Origin of the sequence: Turicibacter sp. KK003 (assembly GCF_037014675.1) — a bacterium.
Taxonomy (GTDB): domain Bacteria; phylum Bacillota_I; class Bacilli_A; order MOL361; family Turicibacteraceae; genus Turicibacter; species Turicibacter faecis.
Genome location: NZ_CP142738.1, coordinates 874552 through 891525 on the forward strand (window position 1 = coordinate 874552; position 16974 = coordinate 891525).

Sequence of the window (16974 nt, forward strand, 5' to 3'; positions counted from 1 at the left end):
TAAAAATCCTACATAATAACGTAGTATTTGGCTTAATTAGTTAAAAGGTGTATCTTGAACTTCGATTGCCTCAGTTGGGCATCCTTCAGCTGCGTCGATAACATCGCTTTCTAAATCAGTGATTTCAACAACACCTTGGTTGTTATCTCCTTCAAGGATGTTTTCAGCGTATCCTTCATCATCATATCCGAATACGTCTGGTGCTACGGCACCACAAGCACCACATGCGATACATTCATCTTTGTTAACTTTTGTGAATTTAGCCATTAATTTATCCCCCTTACAAGAATTGTGATTAAGAATATATAATTCATTTGAATTACATGTATATTATAAACTAAAAAGACAAAAAAATTCAAATTTAATGCGCTAAATAAAATAAATTTATGATATAATGACTAAGTCCTCAGTGAATATTTTACAAAATATAAAATAAAGTGATAAGAAGCTTCGACAATTCGTCGATTCCTATATATCAATGACTATTTGTCCTTTAGGCGAGCGAGATGGTCATGAAAATTTTATTTTTGAAGGTAACGATCCGTTAGATAAACGGTATTTTGAATAAAAAGGAGTGTGAGTGAGATGGAACAGAAAGCAGATTATTCTGAATTAAGAAAGGTTTATTTTAATGCATGTGAAGAGGACGTACCGTCTCATTCGGTAGCCTCTAATTTAGAATTAAAATCAGAGGCCTTACAAGAGTCCATCTCCTCACGATTATCAGAAATTATGTCATCAGCTTTAGAGGCCAATGAAAGTTTACAAATGAGACGGGCTCCGGGAAGAAAAGAGTTAGCGACACGATCTCAGGAAATGATGAGACTGTTACAAGAAAAGTACGGGGTGACGACTTATTCGAAAATTACTCAAATGATTAAAAATGAGGATTTTAGTGAGTGGGAACAATTAGAACAGGAACTATTATCGGTTCCAATCGAGCCACTTGAAGATGAGTTGCCAACTAAAGAGAGGGTATCATTGATAATGTCAGACAACGAAGTTGAAGAATATACAGATTTAGAAGAGATAATAGATACAGATTTAGATTATTTGGATGCACTTGTTCAACATGATTATGGTCGTTTAAAAAGGTTACAGACAGAGGGCGAATGTATTAGCTCTATTTTTAGCGATATTATCGAGAATGAACAAACGTCGAATTCTAATTATCAAGACGATATTTTTAATAAGAATATTGAGTTGATTTTTAATTCCGAAGTGGATTTAGATGATTGTGCATGGTCTGAGTTACAGCAATCTACGATTGCTGATGAAAAAAATGAGGAAGAGCAAGTGGATAAATCGGTATCAACGACATTAGAAGCTCTTTACTTAAACGATCAAGATGCTGTTGTAGATGCACTAAATGAGGAGCGTAAGTTAAGCTTGCCTAAACGTTCGGATCGCGTCAATTATTTGTTCATTTATTTTTTATCAGCAGGAATGATTTTACTTTTAATCATCGCATGTTTGATGTTATTTTAAATGGATTTAGAGTTGAAAACAACTTTTATTTTAAACGGCATCGCTTTACTCCTAGTTTGGATGGAAAACTTAAGATTGTGTTTTACCTCTTGGTCGAAAAGGCCCTTGCCTAGACGATAACGGAGGGCTAGTTAAATGTAAACTAAACAAAAACGGAAGGTTGTTCTTTTTTTGTTTAGTTTATTTTTATAAGGGGGAGGTTCAATTGTGAGAAGTCCCCATTTTGTGGTTGTTTACAAGTAAAATAATGTGATAAAATAAGGACAAGTCGAGGTGATAATATGGTTCGTTCTAAAGTAATTGCAATTGATGGACCAGCAGCAGCAGGAAAAAGTACAATTGCTCAAAAAGTAGCTCAAATGTTAGGATACATTTATATCGATACAGGAGCGATGTATCGTGCAGTAACGCTAAAGGCGTTAAATGAAAAAGTGGATGTAACAGACGAAGAAACAATTGCGAAGATGCTTAAAAATACAACGATTCGTTTAACGAATGATAAAAAAGTATTTTTAGATGAGGTAGATGTAACAGATGCGATTCGACAACCTATTGTTTCACAAAATGTATCAGCTGTTTCAGCTATTCGATTTGTTCGAGATGAATTAAAAAATCGTCAAATTGAATATGCTAAAACGGATAATGTGGTAATGGATGGGCGCGATATCGGAACGAATGTTTTACCAAATGCCGATTATAAAATTTTTATGACAGCATCGGTGGATGTTCGTGCAAAACGTCGTTATGATGAAAACTTACGCCGATCAATTGCGTGTGATTTTGAAACGTTAAAAGAAGAAATCGAATTACGCGATAAGTTAGATTCAACACGTGAACATTCTCCTTTAACGAAAGCAGAGGATGCAATTGTCGTCGATACGTCTGATTTAACAATTGATGAGGCGGTTGATGCAATTATAAATATTGTAAAAAAAGGTGGGGAAGTTTAATGAAACAAAATCCAGAAGAAATGACGATGAGTGAAGTTCTATCAATGGCTAATTTTGACTTACCAGCAGTGAATGATGTCATTGAAGGTGAAGTTGTTCGTGTAACAAATCAAGAGGTTACGGTTGATATTCATGGAGCAACAGAAGGAACGATTTATTTAAATGAATTAACATTAGATAAAGTGGATTCTGCCAAAGATGTAGTTAAAATCGGTGATAAAATAAAAGCGATGATTAAGAAAGTTGATGACGAGCAAATTTTATTATCGCGCCGTGCTTTACTTGAATACGAACGTTTCCAAGAATTAAAAACGGCTTTTGAAAAAGGTGAAACATTAGTCGCGAAAGTAGAACGTGTTGTTAAGGGCGGTTTAATTGTAAATATTGGATTAGAGGCGTTCTTACCAGCTAATATGATTGATGTTAAATACGTTTCTGACTTAAATCAATACGTTTCACAAGAGATTCCTGTGAGAATTGTTGAATTTAACGCTCGCAACCGTAAAATTAAAGTATCACGTAAAATGGTGATTGCAGAACAATTAAAAGCGGCACGCGATGAACAATTTTCAACATTAGCACTTGGAGAAATCGTTGAAGGTGAAGTTGTTCGTATCGAAAAATATGGGGCATTCGTTCGCTTTGGTTCGTTAGAAGGATTAGTTCATATTTCTGAAATTTCTCATTTACCGGTGGCAAATGTTGAGGATGCCTTAACAGTCGGGCAAAAGGTATCTGCGAAAGTCATTAAAATTGATGGAACAAAATTACAATTATCAATTAAGGCAACTTTAATGACGCCATTTGAACAGTTTGCTTCAACACACCAAGTTGGAGATGTATTAGATGGGCAAGTGGTCCGTTTAATGGATTTTGGAGCCTTTGTAGAAGTTGCAGCAGGTGTTGAAGGGTTAGTTCATTTATCTGAATTATCATGGGATCATAAGGCAAAATTAGATGAGGTAGTGTCAGAAGGTCAAACTGTTCGCGTTCGTATCCTATCGATGGATAATAAAAATCATCGCCTTGCCTTGTCAATTAAACAAGTAGAGCAAGACCCATGGGTGGCGTTTGGTCATCAGGTTGGGGATGTAATTAAGGGACAAGTAACGAATGTGACAGATTTAGGAGCATTTATTAAAGTGGCTCCATACATTGAAGGATTATGTCATTACACAGAGGCATCATGGAATCCTCAGATGAAATTGGCATCGATGGTAGCTCCAATGGATGAAGTGGAAGTTAAAATTATTTCATTAGATGCGAAAAAACATCGCTTAGGATTATCGTTACGTCAAGTGAAATCAAATCCTTGGGAATCGGTAACGTTTAAAACATTAGATGTTGTGAAAGGAACGGTTGTGGCGACTAATGACCGCGGAGCATTCGTTGCAGTCGAAGAAGATGTAGTTGGTTTTCTACCAATGAATCAAATCACGGAAAAACGTATTTCTCGTGTGGAAGACGTATTAACAGTTGGGCAAGAAGTCGAGGTTAAAGTCACTCGTTTTGAACCTAAACAATTTAAATTAGAATTAAGCATTCGCCGTATTGTTGAAGATGCAGAACGTGAAGAATTTAATAACTATATGCAAAAACAAGAGGCGATGGAAAACGAAACATTAGGGGACTTATTCGGGGATGCATTAAAAAATTTATTATAATATCTTTTTGATTGTTAACTTGAAAGATTGAGCCAACTACAAGAGGGCATCAGAACATGAAATACGCTTCAACGTAAGATTTTTATGACATCTCACTGTTGAGCTTAGATTTTTTAAGAAAAGACAAGCTTCCTAATGGATTAACGTTTACTAAGATAGCGATAGGAAAAAGGGGGATTTCCCCCTTTTTATTTTTATTCTTGAAAATTTGACTAATGGAGTCAAAAACTACTATAATATTAACGATGTATTTTTTTTGGAAAGGTGAAAGAAGGTGACAACATGGTATTACCTGTAGTAGCAATTGTCGGAAGACCAAATGTTGGAAAGTCAACGATTTTTAATCGAATTGTAGGATCACGTGTGTCGATTGTAGAAGATGAACCTGGAATTACTCGTGATCGTATTTACAGTAGCGGGGAATGGTTAACACGTAAGTTTAACGTGATTGATACAGGTGGAATTGAAATTGGTGATGAACCATTTGTTCGACAAATTAAACATCAAGCGGAAATCGCAATGGATGAGGCGGATGTCATCGTATTTGTAACGAATGCTCGCGACGGAATCACTCAGGCCGATCAAGAAGTTGCAAATATGCTATATAAAACTAACAAACCAGTTATTCTTGTTGTAAATAAGGTGGATGATGTTAATTTCAGAGATCAAATCTATGAATTTTATTCACTTGGATTAGGTGATCCGATTGCAACATCTGCTGTTCATGGTATTGGATTTGGGGATATGCTCGATCAAATCGTTTTACAAATGCCGGATAAAAAAGGACGAGATTACGAAGAAGATGTGATTAAATTTTCACTCATCGGAAGACCGAATGTTGGAAAATCATCATTAACAAATGCCATTTTAGGGGAAGAACGTGTTATTGTAAGTGATATCGCTGGGACGACTCGTGATGCCATTGATACGGAATTTACGAAAGATGGACAAAAATATGTTGTAATTGATACAGCCGGAATGCGTAAGCGAGGGAAAGTGTATGAGACCACTGAAAAATATAGTGTTCTTCGTGCGCTTAGCGCCATTGATCGCAGTGATGTGTGTTTAATCGTCATTGATGCTTCGAAGGGATTAATCGAGCAGGATAAACGTGTAGCGGGGTATGCACACGAGGCTGGTAAAGCAGTTGTCATCGTTGTTAATAAGTGGGATGCGATTGAAAAAACAGATAAAACAATGAAAGAGTGGGAAGATTTAATTCGTACCGAAATGGCGTTTTTAGATTATGCTCCGATTGTTTTCTTATCAGCATTAACGAAACGACGTTTACACACGTTATTTGAACCACTAAATATGGCGGCAGAAAATCATAAAAAACGTGTGGTTACTCATGTTTTAAATGATGTAATTATGGATGCAGTTGCGATGAATCCAACACCGACGCATAATGGACAACGTCTACGCATTTACTATGCAACTCAAGTGTCTACTCAACCGCCAACATTCGTTGTTTTCGTTAATGATCCTGAGTTATTACACTTTTCATATAAGCGTTATTTAGAAAACTGTATGCGTCAGGCGTTTGGATTTGAAGGAACACCTATTCATATTATCGCAAGAAATAGGGATTAACAGGTATATAATGAGGAGGATTTATAATGGTTAAAAATATAACAGTAGTGGGAGCTGGAAGTTGGGGAACAGCCTTAGCGCAAGTTTTATGTGATAATAAAAATCAGGTGATGTTATATGATTTAAATGCAGACATCGTCAAAGATGTGAATGAAAATCATCGTAATGCTCGATTTTTTGAAGAGGTAGAATTGCCATCTTCTTTACGAGCGACAACTGATTTGAAAGAGGCCTTAAAAGAAGCAGAGTTTATTTTGTTATCTGTTCCAACGAAAGTGATTCGTGACGTTTTAAAAACGATTAATACGCAATTAACACATAAGGTTGTTATTATTAATGCGAGTAAAGGGATTGAGCCAGGGACACATAAGCGTGTGTCTGAGATTGTTATGGAAGAGATTAATGCCGATTATTTAGAGGCGTTTGTTGCTTTAACAGGACCATCACATGCTGAGGAAGTTATTCAACGTTCTTTGACGACGGTTACTTGTGCGGCGACAGTCGTAGACCGTGCGAATGAGGTTCAAAAAATGTTTACGAATGATTATTTCCGCGTTTATCGTGTGGATGATTTAATCGGAGTAGAGATTGGTGGATCGATTAAGAATGTGATTGCTTTAGCGGCAGGAATTTTAGCTGGACTTGGTTATGGTGATAATCCAAAGGCGGCATTAATTACACGAGGACTTGTAGAAATTAAACGTCTTGGGGTTGCTGTAGGTGCGAACGAAGAAACATTTAGTGGTCTTAGTGGACTTGGAGACTTAATTGTAACTTGTACGTCGGTACATAGTCGCAATTGGCAAGCTGGATATAAAATTGGAAATGGATCGAATCTTCAAGAGGCTCTTGATAGTATGACGATGGTCGTTGAAGGAGTTAGAACTTGTCAGGCAACTTATGAGATGGCGCAGGCATTAAATATTGAAATGCCAATTGTAGAAACGGTTTATGAAGTGATTTTTAATAAATTAGATCCTCGTGAAGCCATTAATCAATTAATGAGTCGCGAGATGAAACCAGAATTTTATTAATGAGATGCTTTTTTTTGAAGGAAAGTTAAATTAATAGGTCATTAGTCACAAATTACCTCCTGATGTCATATGTTATATTGAACATGAGACATGAGGAGGTTTTATTTATGTTTAATAATCTTTTTGGACGTTGTGGGAAAGATGTAAATATTAATCAAGATGAAATTTTTAATATTGCAGATCAAGCCTCAGGAATGGATTTGAAAAATGAAGAGCAAGTACGTGCATTAATTCAAAGTGTTGGTTCAATTGTTGGTCGTAAAGTGGATAAATCAGTAGAAGATCAGTTAACAAAAATGATTCTTAATGGTGAAGTTCCAACAGATATGGATCAATTATTGAAAATGATGATGTAAGTGGGAGTTTGTTTTAAAAAGATAAAAAAGAGGGTGCGTTTCAAAAAACGCACCCTCTTTTTTATTCCCCACGATGTAGCAAATGATAAATTTGGAAAAAAGTTATCATATCTTTAAGCTAATGGTGCATATAATTCGAAGGAAACGCAACCTGATTCATTGTTGAGTTAGGTGAGAAAAGATCCTTAGACTTATTCAAACGTCGGATCAAAAAATAAAAGTTTTATTTAAATTCTCTCATAAAGTAGAGGATAAGCATCATACATTGTTAGTGACAAATATAATTGAAAATGGAGGTTTACACTATGGAAACTAATGAACTGATGAGAGACGTTGTTGCCCGTACAAATGGAGAGTTTTATTTAGGTGTCGTAGGAGCGGTTCGTACAGGAAAATCTACGTTTATCAAAAAATTTATGGAATCACTTGTTATTCCATTAGTTGAAGATGAAAATGTAAAAAAACGTATGGTTGATGAATTACCACAAAGTGCAAACGGAAAAACGATTATGACGACTGAGCCAAAGTTTATTCCAGCACAAGCTGTTAATGTAACAGTTGAAGGTGAAGTTTCTGCAAGTATTCGTTTAATCGACTGTGTGGGTTATGTTATCCCAAGTGCAGTTGGTTATGAAACTGAGGAAGGTCCACGAATGGTAAACACTCCATGGTATGAAGAACCAATCCCATTTGTTGAGGCTGCAGCCATTGGAACACAAAAGGTTATTGAAGATCATTCACACATTGGAATCGTTATGACAACTGATGGTTCAATTGGAAACTTCGAACGTGAAGATTATTTAGAGGCTGAACAGTTAGTTATTGAGCAATTAAAAGCGATTAACAAGCCATTTATCGTTGTATTAAATACAACACATCCAAAAACAGAAGATGTAGCGGCTTTACGTAATGATTTACAAGAAGAATATGGAGTGCCAGTTATTCCATTAAGTGTTGAAAACATGACGAAAAAAGATATCTATAGTGTCTTAACTGAGGCGTTATATGAATTCCCAGTATCAGAATTAGATATCAAATTACCAAGCTGGGTAGATGCATTAAGTGATGACAATTGGTTAAAAGCACGCTTCTTAAAATTAATTAACCAAAGTACAAACGAATTCTATAAACTTCGTGATATTAACTATTTAGCTGAAGAGTTAAAAGCAGAAGATGTCATTGAAGATTGCTATATTAGCGCGTTAGATGCAGGGGTTGGATTAGCCGAATTAGAAATTAAAGTTCCAAATGAGTTATATGATCAAATCTTAACTGAATTAGTAGGTCCAATCAAAGATAAAGCAGATTTAATGTATTTATTACAAGATTACGCAAACATTAAAAAAGAGTATGAGCCTATCGCGAGTGCTTTACAAATGGTGAAACAAGTAGGATATGGTATTGCGACACCATCAATTGAGGATATGACATTAAGTCAACCGACAGTTGTAAAACAAGGATCACGTTATGGAGTTCGCTTAAAAGCTATTGCCCCATCAATTCATATGATCCGTGTAGATGTTGAATCTGTTTTTGAACCAATCATCGGAACAGAGCAACAAAGTAAAGATTTAATTGATTTCATCTTAAAAGATGTAGATGAAAATCCATTATCAATTTGGTCAACTGAAATCTTTGGTCGTTGTTTAAGCGAAATTGTCCGCGATGGAATTTCTGCTAAATTATACTCAATGCCAGAAAATGCACGCATGAAATTACAAGAGACATTAATCAAGATTGTTAACCAAGGTAATGGTGGATTAATTGCGATTATGCTATAATTTATCCAAAAAATTCTCTCATCGTCTTCTTGATGAGAGAATTTTTAATATAATTTAATAAAATAGTGACTAGGAATCATTAATTTATTACATAATAGGATAAAATAGTATGTCAGAGGAAAATAGGCAAATAAATGTTTGCAACCTCACTAGAGGGTATGGTAAACTTTTATTTGCAATGAAACATCTTAGGAGGTATTTAAAATTTATGAATCGTTCTCAATTAGTAGATAAAATCGCTGAAAAGGCGGAGTTAACAAAGAAAGAAGCAGATAAATTTTTAAGTGCGTACATTGAAACAGTAACTGAAGCATTACAAGAGGATGATAAAGTTGCTTTAGTAGGGTTTGGAACTTTTGAGGTTCGTGAACGTGCTGCTCGTCAAGGACGCAATTTACATACTGGAGAAACAATTGAAATTGAAGCGAGTAAATACCCAGCATTTAAAGCAGGTAAAGCTTTAAAAGATGCTTTAAAATAATGTATAAAAAAGACAACTCATTGGCAGTTGTCTTTTTTATACATCAGGAGGCGAGAAATAAGGTAGACCCTCCATCGGATGAGCCAATGCAACCTATTTCAAGTCGAACTTCATTCAACGATAGGAGACTTGAGGGCGTGTAAGGATGCCTAATTAGGGGAGACTTATAAAAGGTAACATGAACGTCGGGTTTAAATATAACGATAATGATTGGAGGAAATGAGGAGACATGTTTCCGCCCTCATCAAGGTGAATGAAGTCGTGTCATGAGGATGCCAAGACATGTGACTGAATGCCGCCTAAGAGGAAGTGAATGTCTGAATCGGTAAAAGAGGTGGCTGTTAATTAGGAAAATCCATAGATTTAATCGGCTAGTTGTTTGCAGAAGCCGTGTTTAACGGGAATTAGAATCAGCCATATTATAGGAAAAGAAATAAGAGGTGAGAGGATGAGTATTCGTTTTATTATAGGACGATCGGGTGTTGGAAAAACCCGTGTTATTTTAGATGAAATAAAACAGGCCTGCGATGAGTTACCTCAAGGTGACCCCATTTATGTGTTAATTCCTGACCAAATGTCATTTCATATGGAATATCAATTATTAAAACAAAGTCGATATCCGAGCCTGATGCGCGTACAGGGACTTAGTTTTAATCGTTTTGCATATCGTATTTTACAGGAAACAGGCGGGTTAAGCCGATATCATTTAGATGAGGTAGGGCTAGCGATTTTACTGCAAAAAGTCATGACGGAAAAGAAGGATGATCTTGCATTATTTCCGTATTATGCAAATAAACCGGGCTTTATTAATAAAATTAGTGAAATGATTTCAGAATTTAAGAGTTATTGTGTAAGCCCGTCTCAGCTATTTGCTTGTGCTAACGAGTTAAAGGAAGGGATTAATGGCTCACTTCAATCGTTAAAAAAAATTCATGACTTAGCGATTTTATATGAAAACTTTGAACATGTCTCATGGAATAAATATTTAATGAGCGAGGATTATTATACGCTTTTAAGCGAGCAAATTGCGAACAGCCAGACGGTTGCGACTAGCGATTTTTACGTGGACGGGTATCATATCTTTAATAAGCAGGAAGAACTCATTTTATTTCAACTGATGAAATATGCCAAGTCTGTCACGATTGTATTGACGCATGATCTAAATGATCAAAGCCTAGTGTTTGAGTTACCAAGACGTACGTTGCAACGTTTACAAGCAGGGGCGACTGAACGTGGACTTGATTATGAAATCGTTGAAATATCATCGAATGCCAAGTCTCGTTTTCATCAGTCGCCTGCACTTCAACATTTAGAACAGCATTTTTTACAAGCGCCTTTATCTCCTTCAAATGAAAAGGGGGTTTCCTTTTTTGCAGCAGCTAATCAACGTGTAGAGGTTGAAGAGGTTGCCAAAAGAATTTATCATCTCGTTCACAATGAAGGATATGCATATAGTGATCTTGCGATTTATACGGGGGACGCGGCTGCTTATGATGAATTAATCGCGGCTATTTTCCCCAAATTTGAAATTCCTATTTTCTTAGACTATAAAGAATCCATGCTTCATCATCCGTTGATGATGCTGATTTATCATATTTTTGATGTTATTTTATCACGTTGGCGTCATGATACGCTTTTTACGGTGATTAAAACGGGGCTCTTTATGAATGTTGAAGGATTTAAAAAGGGGCAGTCTTTTTATACCGCCTATCAAGCCTACCAACGCCAAGTGGATCAACTTGAAAACTATTGTTTAACAAGAAATTTAAAGAAGGCGGATTGGATCAGTGAAGAAGAATGGAATTATGATCGTTATCAGGGACTTGGGCGTGGTTACGTCAAAACGGACGACGATTTAGAGTTGGAACGACAAATCAACCAATTAAAGAATGAGATTAGTACGGCCATTTTATCACTTGAACACGCCTTTAAAGGAGCGAAAACGTATAAAGATTACGCGATCGCATTGTTCACCTTTTTAGAGGATTGCCACATTCCACAAAAATTAGCCCTATTTGAAGAGAGTGCGGAGGAACTTGGAGATTTGCAACTGTATAAGCGTCACGCCCAAGTTTGGAATAAACTTCTGTCTCTTTTTGAACAACTTGTGGAAATTGGGCAGGAGGAAACAGTAAGTTTAGATGATTTTGTGCCAATCTTTAAGGTCGGACTTGAAGAGATGGTTTATGCGACGGTACCTCCACGATTAGATCAAGTGGCAGTAGGTGAACTTCGTCGTTCTCGTTATCAATTGGTGGGGGATTTAAGCGACCCTTCCCAATACGGGATTAAACATGCATTTGTCCTTGGTGTGAACGAAGGGAAAATTCCTAAAACATTAACCGAAATTAGTCTATTGAGCGAGACTGAACGCGAGGCATTAAAATCGTTTGGAATTGAGCTTTCACCTAGTCTAATCCAGGCACAAGTAGATGAACAATTTATTTTATATACGGTTTTCACTTCCCCTAAACTTTCGTTAACGCTCTCTTATGCAACTAGTAATGATGAAGGAAAAGAATTTTTACCCTCATACATCTATACGCATTTAAAAAACATGTTTAAGGAGTCGGTTGAACAACACATCGGACGTGAATCGGAGGAAGATGTCTATGAACATCTAACGACCCACTCCCAAACAGTTGCACATTTAATTGCTGTATTAAAACAGGATGCCAGCCAGCGAGCGTATTATGAACCGTTATTGAATTATTATAAAGAGAAGCAACCGTTAATCTATCAGACGATTATGAATATTTTGAATTACCAAAATGATGTGGTTTCATTAGATGAGCAACTAACCAAACAATTGTATAGTGAGGAAATTGTAGCTAGTGTTTCACGACTAGAGTTATTTAATCAATGTGAGTTTGCCCATTATTTACGATATGGATTACGTTTAAAAGAGCGTCCGACGTATCAATTGGATTTACCTCATATTGGGGAACTTTATCATGAAGCATTAAAGCGAATATCTGAAATGATAAAAAGAGAAAATCGCTCATTTTCCGACTTAAGTGTTCAGGAATGTCAGACGTTAGCTCGCTTAGTAGCAGATGAATTAAGTGAACAATTACTCTATAGGGTTTTACGTCAAAGTAAACGAATGATGAAGTTAACGGAACGATTGACTCAAGTTGTGTCTAAAACCTTGCTAGGCTTAAAGTATCAAGGCCAACATAGTTTATTTAAACCGCTATTTTTTGAATTACCATTTGATGTTCATGGGACATCTGGGATTCATCTGAAGGCACGGGAGTTACCTCATGGGTTTAGATTATCATTAAAAGGGGTTATTGACCGCGTGGATGTTGCTAAAAATGAAGCGGGGGACCGTGCCTATTTAAGGATTATTGATTATAAATCAAGTGATAAAGAATTAGAATTGGATAAAGTGTACTATGGATTGAGCCTCCAGTTATTAACTTATTTAGATATCGTGGTTTCAAATGCCTTGCAATTGATTGATTTACCAGCTGAGGTCGGGGGACTGCTTTATTTTCACGTCCATCGGCCATTTATTAGTCATGATATAGATGATTTACTGCGTCAGGAAGCCTATGAACAAAAGGTAGAGCAATTACAGTATGAAAAATATAAAATGAATGGCTATTTACCTGAGGACTATGATGTTGTACATCTCAGTGATCAACGGTTAGGGGAGCAAAGTAAAAGTGATATTGTTCCGATTACGTTAAAGAAAGATGGGAGTTTTTCATCCCGAGGTAATGCTATTTTAGCGAATGATTCACTTCAGTTGTTACGCGAGTATACGAACCAAATGATTGAGGACTCAGCGATCAAGATTACAAAGGGCCATTTAAAAATTAATCCGACGAAACACGGATCAAAGACGGCGTGTGATTACTGTCAATATCGAGGGATTTGCCAATTTGATTTAGACTTTGTTGGAAATGAGTGGCGTGTATTACCTAAAATGAAGACCGAGGTTGCCCTAGAGGCAATGAAGTGTCGATTAGAGGATGGAGGACCGGGTGATGATGAGTAATTTACCAAAGAAGCCTCAAGATGCCATTTGGAATGATGAGCAATGGCAAGCGATTTATGAAAAGGGGCATGATTTATTAATTTCAGCAGGTGCTGGCTCAGGTAAAACAGCAGTATTAGTCGAGCGGATGATTCAGAAGATTTTAATTGATCAGATTAATATTGATGAACTATTAGTTCTAACCTTTACTGAAGCGGCCGCTGCTGAAATGAAGCAACGGATTCGTTCGCGGATTGAGCAGGAACTGGCACTCCATCCGCATGATGTGTTATTAGCAACTCAATTAAATAAGATTGCATCGGCTAATATTTCAACCTTTCATGCTTTTTGTAATAAGTTGATTCGAAAATATTATTATTTGTTACAACTGGATCCTGTTTTTAAGATTGCGGATGATATTGAAGTAGGAATCTTGCAAGATGATGTGATTGAGGCGCTATTTGATGAGTTAGCGGAACAAGACGATGAAGCGTATGTGCAATTAAGTGAGAGTTTTAATAGTGATCGAGATGATGAAGCATTAAAGACGATGGTTTTAAAAGTTTATGAACTCGCTCGATCAAATCCTCATATGGAGCAGTGGCTTAAGGAATTGCCTGACTTATATCAGTGGGAGGGCGATGACTTAAGCACGTGGGGGTATTATCAGCAATTAAATCACCTGATGTCACCTGTTATTGATGAGGCATTATTAGATTTGAAAAAGGCATATGCGTTTGCGCAAGATGCGGAAGTGATGGGCGTGGCACATAAATATCCAACCGATGTTTATCCGCAAGACCTTGAATACTTAAATCGTTTAAAAGAGGGAGCCCAGGCGACGTATGCTGAGTTACGCGAGGCGTTTAAGGGAACAAAGTTAGCTACTTTCCCAAGGTTTAATGCGAAGCAATATGATAAAGAGGCACATGAGCAAAGTAAAAAGGCCCGCGATGCCTTTAAAAAGAGAATTGGCAAACTCGAAGAAAAATATTTTGTATATACGAATGAAACACATCATCAACATTTTAAAGCGAGCCAAGCCCTTGTCATCGCCCTATCAAAACTCGTCTTTTTATTTCATGAACGTTTTATGAAAGCCAAACATGAGCGACAAATGTTAGATTTTTCTGATTTAGAATGGAACACTCTCCAATTATTAACGGATCGTGGGAAGCCAACAGAAGTTGCCAAAGAAGTGTATCGCCAATTTAAAGAAATTATGATTGATGAATATCAAGATACAAATTCGATGCAGGAATATATTATTCATTCAATTGCAAGTGTCGCTAAACCAAAGATTCCTATCTTTATGGTAGGGGATGTGAAGCAATCAATCTATCGCTTCCGTTTAGCCGAACCAGGTATTTTTCAAGAAAAATATCATCGATTTTCTACTCCTCAACCAGATGGAAATAAAATAGACTTGATGAAAAATTACCGTTCACATCAACAAGTGATAGACGCTACTAATTATGTTTTTACGCAGGTCATGGACGAAGAAGTGGGTGAAATTGCTTATGATGAAGCAGCTCAATTAAAGCTTGGGGTTTTAAATGAAGCGAATGATGCGTTTAATAAAAGTGAGATTCATTTAATTGATAAACCTCAATTTGATGAGGAAAGCGACGTGGATTTAAGTGCGGTGGAAGTGGAGGCTCATCATATTGCTCGATTAATTTTACAGTGGATGAGCCAAGGGCAAGAAATTTATGATCGCAAAAAGGGAAGTTATCGCCCTTTAAAATATCAGGATATCGTTATTTTAATGCGATCGTTAGGAAGTGTGACGATTTTTCAAGATGTGTTTAGGAGCTATCATATTCCATTATTTACGGAGCAAAACACAGATCTTTTTGAGTCTATAGAAATTATTAATTTAGTTTCCTGCTTAAAGGTAATTGATAATCCTTATCAAGATATTCCACTCGCTGGATTGATGCGTTCGCCACTCTTTTTCTTTAGTGAGCGGGAATTATCGATGATTCGGGTGTTTAGTAAGGCGACCTCTTTTTATGATCTTGTCCGTCACTATGCTAAAGAGGGAGAGGATTCCCTGTTAAAAGAAAAGGCGAATCATTTTGTTCAATGTGTGGAGCAATGGAGGTTTAAGTCGAAGACGATGCCCCTTTCGCAATTGATTACGCTTGTTTATGAGCAAACGTTGTATTATGAATTTGTCTTAGGGCTTCCTCACGGATATTTAAGAAGAGCCAATTTGGATGTCTTTGTAGATAAGGCACGAATGTATGAGACGACAACGAAAAAAGGTGTCTACGGCTTTGTTCGGTATATTGAACGGATGCAATCTTTAGGAAAACATTTCGCAAAGGCAAAAACCGTGACGGCTACGGAAGATGTGGTTCGTGTGATGTCGATTCATAAGTCCAAAGGATTAGAGTTTCCAGTTGTTTTTGTTTCTCAAATTCATAAAACGTTTAACCGCCAAGATGAACTCGGAAATTACTTAGTTCACAAAAACTACGGAGTCGCTGTGAAATATATCGATCCTCATCTTCGTCTTAAACAAAAGACGATGGCCCAAAATATTGTGGGAGCGATGATTCATAAAGAAATGTTAGCCGAGGAGATGCGACTGCTCTATGTTGCGATGACACGAGCCCAATCGAAGCTTATTTTTACAGGTGTTTTTGACGTAGAAAAAAAATTAGCTTCGATGAGTGAGATCGTGATGCAGTCAGGGGATCGACTGCCTATGACAGCTAGAATGCAGGCTAAAAGTTACGGAGATTGGTTGATTCCAGCGGTTCTTCGCCACCGGGATTCAAAGGAAATTAGTGCTATATATTGCGAACAACAACCGTTATGGATTGATGATTCTAGTGAATGGGAGATACGTGTCGTATCCGCATACGAGGAATTGAATGAGACGGATGTGAATGATCAACATCATGGAGTGACACCACCGGTCATTGATTTTGAAAAGGTGTTTCAACGCCAATATCCTTATCAATCTCTTGTAGAAATCCAAGCGAAGCAATCCGTTTCCCAAAGAAAGGAAGAGGAAACAACCCCATTGATAAAGGGCGTACCAGAAGTGAAACGTGCGGTAGCCTATGATCGGCCATCTTTTATGAAGGAAAAGCAAGTAAGTGGACCTGAGGCAGGGACGGCATTGCACCAGTTTATGCAACATTTACCGATTCGTCTTGATTATACGTTAGCGGATTTAATGGAGATGAAACAACGGGTGATTGAGAAGGAAATGATGACCCCACTAATGGCTGATAAAATTGACCTACACCACGTCTTGGACTTTACGAAGAGTGCGTTGTATCACCGGTTAGCCCAGGCGATCACCATTAAAAAAGAAGTTCCCTTTATGACTTTAATTCAATTGACGGAAGATAAAGGGTCACAAGTTTTATTACAAGGGGTTATTGATTTATTAGCAGAATTTGAGGATGAAGTTTTAATTATTGACTATAAGACAGATTACGTGCGTGATTTTAAGGAGCAATATGAAGAACTAAAAGAGCGTTACGCTGTTCAGATGAAATATTACTCAAAAGCCATTAAAGAAATTTATCCCACTAAAACAGTGTCGTGTTACGTTTATTTCCTTAAAGTTCAAGAAGCCATCGTTTATGCTTAGAACGAAAAAAAGGCTCATTTCCT

Annotated in this window: 11 protein-coding genes; 10 read left to right on the forward strand and 1 reads right to left on the reverse strand. The window is 36.9% G+C overall.

Going from position 1 to position 16974, the window contains the following annotated elements:
- Positions 1-36 precede the first annotated feature (36 nt).
- On the reverse strand, positions 37-267 hold the full coding sequence (locus VXM77_RS04470) for a ferredoxin (protein WP_161830836.1): 231 nt from the start codon (positions 265-267) through the stop codon (positions 37-39).
- A gap of 318 nt (positions 268-585) precedes the next feature.
- Between VXM77_RS04470 and VXM77_RS04475 the strand changes: the two genes are divergently transcribed.
- The 10 genes from VXM77_RS04475 (at position 586) to addA (ending at position 16951) form a co-directional block, all read left to right on the forward strand.
- Positions 586-1488 carry a hypothetical protein gene (locus VXM77_RS04475; RefSeq protein ID WP_161830837.1) on the forward strand — a complete coding sequence of 301 codons (903 nt, stop codon included), beginning with the start codon at positions 586-588 and terminating at the stop codon, positions 1486-1488.
- 281 nt (positions 1489-1769) lie between these two features.
- Positions 1770-2438 (forward strand): (d)CMP kinase, encoded by a 669-nt coding sequence (gene cmk, locus VXM77_RS04480; protein WP_161830838.1) that lies wholly within the window; start codon positions 1770-1772, stop codon positions 2436-2438.
- Positions 2438-4102 carry a S1 RNA-binding domain-containing protein gene (locus VXM77_RS04485; protein ID WP_161830839.1) on the forward strand — a complete coding sequence of 555 codons (1665 nt, stop codon included), beginning with the start codon at positions 2438-2440 and terminating at the stop codon, positions 4100-4102. Before cmk ends, VXM77_RS04485 begins: the two co-directional genes overlap by 1 nt.
- Positions 4103-4384: 282 nt before the next feature.
- Complete coding sequence (der, locus tag VXM77_RS04490) at positions 4385-5695, forward strand: ribosome biogenesis GTPase Der (RefSeq protein WP_161830840.1); 1311 nt, start codon at positions 4385-4387, stop codon at positions 5693-5695.
- Between the two features lie 26 nt (positions 5696-5721).
- On the forward strand, positions 5722-6729 hold the full coding sequence (locus VXM77_RS04495) for an NAD(P)H-dependent glycerol-3-phosphate dehydrogenase (RefSeq protein WP_161830841.1): 1008 nt from the start codon (positions 5722-5724) through the stop codon (positions 6727-6729).
- Between the two features lie 107 nt (positions 6730-6836).
- Positions 6837-7085 (forward strand): stage VI sporulation protein F, encoded by a 249-nt coding sequence (locus VXM77_RS04500; RefSeq protein ID WP_161830842.1) that lies wholly within the window; start codon positions 6837-6839, stop codon positions 7083-7085.
- A gap of 305 nt (positions 7086-7390) precedes the next feature.
- Positions 7391-8866, forward strand: a complete 1476-nt coding sequence (gene spoIVA / locus VXM77_RS04505) for a stage IV sporulation protein A (RefSeq protein ID WP_161830843.1) — start codon at positions 7391-7393, stop codon at positions 8864-8866.
- Positions 8867-9074: 208 nt separating this feature from the next.
- On the forward strand, positions 9075-9347 hold the full coding sequence (locus VXM77_RS04510; protein ID WP_161830844.1) for an HU family DNA-binding protein: 273 nt from the start codon (positions 9075-9077) through the stop codon (positions 9345-9347).
- Positions 9348-9795: 448 nt separating this feature from the next.
- On the forward strand, positions 9796-13356 hold the full coding sequence (addB, locus tag VXM77_RS04515) for a helicase-exonuclease AddAB subunit AddB (protein WP_338507242.1): 3561 nt from the start codon (positions 9796-9798) through the stop codon (positions 13354-13356).
- On the forward strand, positions 13346-16951 hold the full coding sequence (addA, locus tag VXM77_RS04520; protein WP_338507243.1) for a helicase-exonuclease AddAB subunit AddA: 3606 nt from the start codon (positions 13346-13348) through the stop codon (positions 16949-16951). The genes addB and addA overlap by 11 nt, the downstream gene beginning before the upstream one ends.
- The last annotated feature ends 23 nt before the right edge of the window (positions 16952-16974 follow it).